General features: G+C 66.2%; 1 protein-coding gene. It reads left to right on the forward strand.

The window, feature by feature from the left end:
• A partial coding sequence (locus tag SB764_RS40335; protein WP_410866800.1) for an ABC transporter permease occupies positions 1-272 on the forward strand: 272 nt, incomplete at both ends.

Genomic DNA, 272 nt, shown 5'->3' on the forward strand with positions numbered 1-272 from the left:
CTCTATGTCGCCCGCGGCCTGGCGCTGCTCTCCTCCGACGGCCAGACCTTTCCGAACCTCGTCGGCCGCCCGGAATACGCGACGACCGGCTTCGACTTTTTCGGTGCCGGCCGCATTCTCGGCCTGCCTGTCTCGATCTGGATTCTGATCGTTCTGGCGCTTGTCGCGGCCTATGTCTCGCGCTCCACGCCGATCGGCCGCCACATCTTCGCGGTCGGCGGCAATGAGCGGGCAGCGCGGATGTCCGGCATCCGGGTCGATCTCGTGAAGAT

This window comes from Paraburkholderia sp. SIMBA_027 (genome assembly GCF_046535315.1).
Classification (GTDB): Bacteria; Pseudomonadota; Gammaproteobacteria; order Burkholderiales; family Burkholderiaceae; genus Paraburkholderia; species Paraburkholderia tropica.